Origin of the sequence: Stutzerimonas chloritidismutans AW-1, assembly GCF_000495915.1 — a bacterium.
GTDB classification, from domain to species: Bacteria; Pseudomonadota; Gammaproteobacteria; order Pseudomonadales; family Pseudomonadaceae; genus Stutzerimonas; species Stutzerimonas chloritidismutans.
Genome location: NZ_AOFQ01000062.1, coordinates 168,154 through 175,384, shown reverse-complemented (window position 1 = coordinate 175,384; position 7,231 = coordinate 168,154). Strand labels below are relative to the sequence as shown.

Sequence of the window (7,231 nt, the reverse complement as noted above, 5' to 3'; positions counted from 1 at the left end):
GGGTCCCCCCCGCCTGCAGCAGGAGCTTCCGGCGGGGATGCAGCTGCGCAAGGTCTCTGATCAGCCCGCTGCGGTGAAGACCAGCGTAGGTGAGTTCGTCAAGGTGTTGATCGAAGCGCTGGTGATCGTATTGCTGGTGAGTTTCTTCTCGCTAGGCGTGCGTACCGGGCTGGTGGTCGCGCTGTCGATTCCGCTGGTGCTGGCGATGACTTTCGCCGCCATGAGCTATCTGGACATCGGCCTGCACAAGATCTCCCTTGGCGCCCTGGTCCTGGCTCTCGGGCTGATGGTGGACGACGCGATCATTGCGGTGGAGATGATGGCGATCAAGATGGAGCAGGGCTACGACCGTCTCAAGGCCGCCAGCTTCGCCTGGACCAGTACGGCGTTCCCGATGCTGACCGGCACGCTGATCACCGCGGCGGGTTTCCTGCCCATCGCCACTGCCAATTCCAGTACCGGCGAATACACCCGTTCGATCTTCCAGGTGGTCGCCATTTCGCTCATCGCGTCCTGGATCGCCGCGGTAATGTTCGTACCGCTGATCGGCGAAAAACTGCTGCCGGACCTGGCCAAAAAATCTGCACACAAGCACGGCGCGAGCAGTGAAGGCCACGATCCTTACGCAACGCCGTTCTACCAGCGCGTGCGTCGCGTGGTGACCTTCTGCGTGCGCCGGCGCAAGACCGTCATCCTGCTCACGCTGGCGATCTTCGTCGCCGCGGTGGTGCTGTTCCGTCTGGTGCCGCAACAGTTCTTCCCCGCTTCCGGCCGTTTGGAGCTGATGGTCGATCTCAAACTGGCCGAAGGCGCCTCGTTGAAGGCGACCGAAACAGAGGTGGCGCGGCTGGAAGAGCTGCTCAAGGAACGGGCCGGCATCGACAACTATGTGGCCTACGTCGGCACCGGCTCGCCGCGTTTCTACCTGCCGCTGGACCAGCAGCTGCCGGCGACCAGCTTCGCCCAGTTCGTCGTGCTGGCCGACAGCATCGAGTCCCGCGAGTCCCTGCGCGCCTGGCTGATCGAACGCATGCGCGAGGACTTCCCGAGCCTGCGTGGTCGCGTAACGCGGCTGGAGAATGGCCCGCCGGTGGGCTATCCGGTGCAGTTCCGTGTCACCGGCGAGCATATCGACGTGGTGCGTGGGCTGGCTCGCCAGGTCGCTGCCAGGGTCAACGAGAACCCGCACGTGGCCAACGTCCATCTGGACTGGCAGGAGCCGAGCAAGATGGTCCGGCTCAACGTCGATCAGGATCGTGCCCGGGCGTTGGGCGTGACCACCGCCGAGCTGTCCGGCTTCCTGCGGCGTACCTTCACCGGCAGCAGCGTCAGCCAGTTCCGCGAGGACAACGAGCTGATTGAGATCCTCCTGCGCGGCACCGAGCGCGAGCGGCTCGAGCTGTCGATGCTGCCGAGCCTGGCGATTCCCACCGAGAGCGGGCGCAGCGTGCCGCTGTCGCAGGTGGCGACGCTCGAGTACGGCTTCGAGGAGGGCGTGATCTGGCACCGCAACCGCCTGCCAACGGTCACCGTGCGCGCCGATGTGTACGGAGAGCAGCAGCCGGCGGCACTGGTGCGGGAGATCGAGCCGACCCTGGCCGACATTCGCGATCAGTTGCCCGGCGGCTATCTGCTCGAGGTCGGCGGAACGGTGGAGGACTCCGAGCGCGGCCAGCGTTCGGTGAATGCCGGCATGCCGCTGTTCGTCATCGTCGTGCTGACCCTGTTGATGGCGCAGCTCAAGAGTTTCTCGCGCTCGGCCATGGTGTTCCTCACCGCGCCGCTGGGCATCATCGGTGTTGCACTGTTCCTGCTGCTGTTCGGGCAGCCGTTCGGCTTTGTGGCGATGCTCGGCACCATCGCGCTGTCGGGGATGATCATGCGTAACTCGGTGATTCTGGTGGATCAGATCGAGCAGGACATCGGTGCCGGTCAGGCGCGCTTTACCGCCATCGTCGATGCCACGGTGCGCCGCTTTCGACCCATCGTGCTGACCGCGCTGGCGTCGGTGCTGGCGATGATTCCGTTGTCGCGCAGTATCTTCTTCGGGCCAATGGCGGTGGCGATCATGGGTGGCCTGATCGTCGCCACGGCGCTGACGCTGCTGTTCCTGCCAGCCCTGTATGCCGCCTGGTTCAAGGTCCGGGAAGACGAAGCCGGCACCCTCTGAACGGCAAGAGGGCGCGCCCGCTGTGGCGCGCCTAGATGCCGGCGGCCTCGAGCAGCCGTTCGGCGGCGACTTTCGCGTCCCGCGCCTGCTCGCCCGGCCCTTCGATATGCGCCATGCTCAGCGCGCCTTCGAGCAGATATTGCAGCTGGCGCGCCAGCTGCAGCGGCTGTGGCGCATCCAGGCATTCCAGCAGCTCGCGAAGGTAGGCCAGCAGTTCTGCCTTGTAGGCGGAGGAGCGGCGGTGAATCGGGTGGTCGCGGTCGTGATATTCGGCCGCTGCGTTGATGAACAGGCAGCCGCAGAAGGCGTCGTTGCCGTGAATCATTCCGTGCAATCCATCGAAAATTCCCAGTAGCGCCTCACGCGGCGGCAGTCTGGTGGCACGCTCGCGCAGGCGCGTCAGCATCAGCTCGTGGCGCGCCTCCAGCACGGCCAGGATCAGCTCGTCCTTGGACTTGAAGTGCTTGTACAGCGTCATCTTGGCCACGCCGGATTCGGCCAGGATGCGATCGATGCCGGTGGCGTGATAACCCTCGCGATAGAACAGATTCTCTGCGGTGTTGAGCAACTGGTCGCGCTTGTTCGATGCCATGGATACCTCCTGTGGTTCGACATTATGCGGGAGCGCTCGCGGCTTGCTCCAGTTGGGGTGAATTTGCGTTGGCGCTTGCAGTGTACAGACAGGTCTGTCTATTATCCAGTTGCAGCCAATCACGAGGGCAACACCATGAAGCTTTACGACCTGACGCTATCCGGCAATTGCCACAAGGTTCGTCTGTTTCTCAGCCTGATCGGCCAGCCGGTGGAGCTGGTGCCGGTGAATCTGCTTGCGGGCGAGCACAAGCAGCCGGCGTTCCGTGAAATCAATCCGCGCGGACAGATTCCGGTGCTCGAGGACGGCGATTTTCGACTTGGCGATTCCCAGGCAATCCTGGTCTATCTGGCCCAGCGCTATGCCAATGAGTGGTATCCGCAGGACGCCGAAACCCAGGGCCACATCGCCAACTGGCTGAGCTTCGCTGCCAACGAGGTGCAGCATGGCCCGGCCACCGTGCGTCTGGGCAAGCTGTTCGGCCGGCCGATCGACGCGCCGCTGGCGCAGGCACGTGCCGCCAGCGCCCTGCGTACGCTCGAGCGGCACCTTGCGCAGCACGCCTGGCTGGCGCAGACCAGCGAACCGACCATCGCCGACATCGCCGTCTACCCCAACGTCGCGCTGGGCGGTGACGGCGGGCTCGATCTGGCTGCCTATCCGGCGCTGCAGGCCTGGTTCGCCCGCGTCCGCGCGCTGCCGGGTTATGTCGGCATGCCGGGGTTGTGACGCCATGAACGTGCAGAATGGTCGGATGCCCGGCGAGCTGGACCGGCACCCGGGCCGGCGGATCGGAGTATCGCTGCTGCTGGTGATCGGGCTGGCAGTCTCCCTGTTTGGCTTCGTCGAGGATGCTTCGGCTGCGCAAGGGTTGCGCTTCAGCCTGGTGAAGACGGCGCAGAGCGACAGTGGCGACTTCCTGCTGGGACGGAACGGTTGGCAGGAGGCACCACCCACTCAGCACATCGCGATTCTGATCGAGCATCGCGGCAGCCGCTTGCTGTTTGGAACCGGGCTCGGTCGGCAGATCGACGCGCAGCTGGACGCCGAGGTGCCTTGGCGAATCAAGCGCTACGCAGACGTACGCCCGGTACGCGATCAGCTGGAGGGGGACGGACTGGAGATTGATCGTATCGTGCTGGGTTGCGTGCGTTGGGAGCACGCTTCGGGGCTGGCCGACTATCCCGAGGTACCGGTATTGGCCAGCGCGGACAGCCTGGGCTATCTGGAGGCTGCCACGCCGCCAGCCGTGTTGCCCAGCCAGTTTCGCCACCCGGTCCGCTGGCAGTCGCTGGAGTTCAAGGCGAGCCCTTATCGGGAGCACCGTCGCAGCCTGGATCTGTTCGGCGACGGCCAGGTCGTACTGGTGCCGCTGGATGGCCATGGGGCGGTCGGTCTGTTCCTCACGCTTGCCGATGGCCGCCGCTTCTTCTTTCGCGGCGACCGACTGGAACGGGACGCCGGCGATGCGCCAGAGGACGTTATCGCGCTGCAGGATGCCAACACCCAGGCTTCGCTCGGCTACTATCCGCGCTGGGTGGAGGGAGCCGGACAATAAAAAAACAGCGCGGCGGCTGCGGATTTGGGCGATGCTTAGGGCATGGGAACGAGCGATCAGCCGCGCGACGGCGCCGCCCCGATCGCCATGCCCGTGCCCAATGGCCGAAGTAGGTCTGCCGCTGTGAAGACGGATAGCTACGCGCCTCTTGAAAGTGTCATCGATTTGTTGCTGGATGCCATCTGCGTGGTCGATGCGCAGGGCAACTTCGTCTACGTCAGCGCCGCCTGCGAGCGCATCTTCGGCTACACCCCGCAGGAGATGCTCGGCAAGCGGATGATCGAGATGGTCTACCCCGAAGACCGTGCCCGGACCCTGGCCGCCGCCAAGGAGGTCATGGCCGATCAGCCGCTGCTGCACTTCGAGAACCGCTACGTGCGCAAGGACGGCGGTGTGGTGCACATCATGTGGTCGGCCTGCTGGTCGACCGATAACAAGCTGCGCATCGGCGTGGCGCGCGACATCACCCAGCGCAAGCAGTCCGAAGCGATGCAGGCGGCGCTCTATTCGATCTCCGAGGCGGCGCACGGGGCCAAGGACCTCGCAGCGCTGTATCAGCAGATCCATCTGACCATCGCCCAGCTGCTGCCGGTGGACGATTTCATCGTGGCCATCCGCAATGCTGCCAGCGGCGAGCTGAGTTATCCCTACCAGGCGCTGGCGCTCGATTCGGCCGGGCTGCCAGCGGAACCTGCGGCGTCCCTGTGTTTCTCCGTTCTGCATGGCGCGCAGCCGTTGCGCTTCAATGCGGACTCGATGCCAGCGCTGGCGCTTCCGCTCGGTGATGGGGATACCCATGCCTGGTGGCTGGGGGTGCCGCTCAGTTCGAGCGAGGGGGTGATCGGCGTGCTGTTGCTCAAGAGCACGGCCGCGCCCTACACCGAGAAGGATCAGGAGCTGCTGCAGTTCGTCTCGGTGCAGGTGGTCACGGCAATCGAGCGCAAGCAGCTGTATGCACGCCTGCACCGGATGGCGCAGTACGACGAACTCACCGGCCTGCCGAATCGCGCCTGTTTTCGCGATCGCCTGGACACGGCCTTGGCGCGGGTGCGGCGCAATGGCGGACGCGTCGCCTTGCTCTACGTGGATCTGGATCGCTTCAAGCAGGTCAACGATACCTACGGACACAGCGGTGGCGACCAGCTGCTGCGCGCAGTGGCCGATCGCCTCACGCACTGCGTGCGCGACACCGATACCGTGGCGCGGCTGGGTGGCGATGAGTTCGTGGTGCTGCTGGAAAGCATCGCCGAGGCAGAGGATGCCCGCCGCGTCGTCGACAAGATCCGCGCGGCCTTCGAGCAGCCGATGCAGATTGCCGAGCACAGCCTCGCAATCGGCTTGAGCATTGGCACCGCGCTCTATCCCGAGGACGGTGATGTGGAGGCCCAGCTGCTCAAGCAGGCCGATGAACGCATGTACTTGATGAAGGCCCGAGGCGGACAGCCACAAGACTGCGACTGAACATCTCGGCACCGTGCCTCAGAACGACTTCAGCATCCTGCCCAGCAACTCCATCGCCTGCTCGCTGCGGGCGTCCCATGGATGGCCGTGATTCAGCCGCGCGCAGTTGCGAAAGCGCTGGGTCGCCGAGAAGATCGGCCCCGGTGCCAGGCTAATGCCCTGGGCCAGCGCCAGTTGCAGCAGCTGCAGCGAATCCACCTGCTCGGGAAATTCGAACCACAGAAAGTAGCCGCCGCTGGGCCGGGTGACTCGCGTGCTCGCAGGGAAATGGCGGGCGGCGGAAGCGAGCATCGCACCCTGCTGCATCTCCAGCGCGTGACGCAGCTTGCGCAGGTGACGGTCGTAGCCGCCATGCTGCAGGTAATCGGCGATGGCGGCTTGCGCCGGCACGGAAGGGGAAATGGTGGTCATCAGCTTGAGCCGGGCGATCTGCTCGGCATAGCGACCGCCGGCAACCCAGCCGACCCGGTAACCGGGCGCGAGACTCTTGGAGAACGAGCCGCAGTGCATCACCAGACCTTCGCGATCATGGCTTTTCACCGGCTTGGGCGGCTCGCGGGTGAAGTACAGCTCGGCGTAGACGTCGTCCTCGATCAGCGGCACCTGATGGCGCTGCAACAGCTCATAGAGCTGCTGCTTCTTCGCCTCGCCCATGCTCGCGCCCAGCGGGTTCTGCAGGCTGCTCATGAACCAGCAGGCCTTGATAGGCAAGTGCGCGAGGCGATCGGCGAGGATGTCGAGGTCGATGCCTTCGCGTGGGTGCACCGGAATCTCCACCGCCTTGAGCTTGAGCCGTTCCAGTACCTGCAGCGTGGCGTAGAACGCTGGCGCCTCGATGGCCACCAGATCACCCGGTTCGGTTACCACCTGCAGGCAGAGGTTCAGAGCCTCCATCGCACCGGTGGTGATCACCAGTTCGTCCATCGGCAGCATCACACCGCTGACCATGTAGCGCAGGGCGATCTGCCGGCGCAGGTCCGGGTTGCCGGCGGTCATCTCGGCAATCACCTCGCGTGCCGGCATGTCGCGCACGCTCTGTGCCATCGAGCGCGCCAGGCGCTGCAGGGGAAACAGCTCGGGACTGGGAAAGGCCGAACCGAAGGGCACCGTGGCCGGGTCGCGCAGCGAGGCGAGCACCGAGAACACCAGCTCGCTGACGCCGACATCGGTGGTTTCCGCCGGACGCAGGCTGATGTCCGGTTCGTGCAACGGGCGCTTGGCATGTTCGCGGACGAAATAGCCCGAACGCGCCCGCGCCTGGATCAGCCCGCGGTCTTCCAGCAGGTAGTAGGCCTGGAACACGGTGGACGGGCTGACGCCGTAGGTGCGGCTGGCGTGGCGCACCGAGGGCACCTTTTCTCCCGGCGCGAGCACGCCACTGCGGATCAGTTCGGCAATCTCGTCGGCGAATTTCTCGTAGCGCTTCATCGTGTCCGGGCCGTGGCGGTTG

At 65.1% G+C, this 7,231-nt stretch carries 6 protein-coding genes; 4 read left to right on the top strand and 2 right to left on the bottom strand.

The genetic code is table 11. The features are described from left to right. A partial coding sequence (locus tag F753_RS45625) for an efflux RND transporter permease subunit (protein WP_031298346.1) occupies positions 1-2,170 on the top strand: 2,170 nt, incomplete at its 5' end. Positions 2,171-2,201: 31 nt separating this feature from the next. Here the strand turns inward: F753_RS45625 and F753_RS45620 are convergent. Then, positions 2,202-2,762 (bottom strand): TetR/AcrR family transcriptional regulator, encoded by a 561-nt coding sequence (locus F753_RS45620; RefSeq protein WP_023446788.1) that lies wholly within the window; start codon positions 2,760-2,762, stop codon positions 2,202-2,204. A gap of 135 nt (positions 2,763-2,897) precedes the next feature. On the opposite strand from F753_RS45620, the gene F753_RS45615 reads away from it, so the two are divergent. The 3 genes from F753_RS45615 (at position 2,898) to F753_RS45605 (ending at position 5,781) form a co-directional block, all read left to right on the top strand. After that, positions 2,898-3,491, top strand: coding sequence for a glutathione S-transferase family protein (locus F753_RS45615; protein ID WP_023446787.1), 594 nt, complete (start codon positions 2,898-2,900; stop codon positions 3,489-3,491). A gap of 25 nt (positions 3,492-3,516) precedes the next feature. Further along, positions 3,517-4,320 (top strand): MBL fold metallo-hydrolase, encoded by an 804-nt coding sequence (locus tag F753_RS45610; RefSeq protein WP_023446786.1) that lies wholly within the window; start codon positions 3,517-3,519, stop codon positions 4,318-4,320. Between the two features lie 123 nt (positions 4,321-4,443). Beyond that, the gene (locus tag F753_RS45605; protein WP_031298344.1) at positions 4,444-5,781 is read left to right on the top strand and encodes a sensor domain-containing protein; all 1,338 of its coding nucleotides are present in this window, start codon (positions 4,444-4,446) and stop codon (positions 5,779-5,781) included. 18 nt (positions 5,782-5,799) lie between these two features. Here F753_RS45605 and mapR read toward each other — a convergent pair whose 3' ends face one another. Beyond that, positions 5,800-7,209, bottom strand: coding sequence for a GntR family transcriptional regulator MpaR (gene mapR, locus F753_RS45600; protein ID WP_003300787.1), 1,410 nt, complete (start codon positions 7,207-7,209; stop codon positions 5,800-5,802). Positions 7,210-7,231 lie beyond the last annotated feature (22 nt).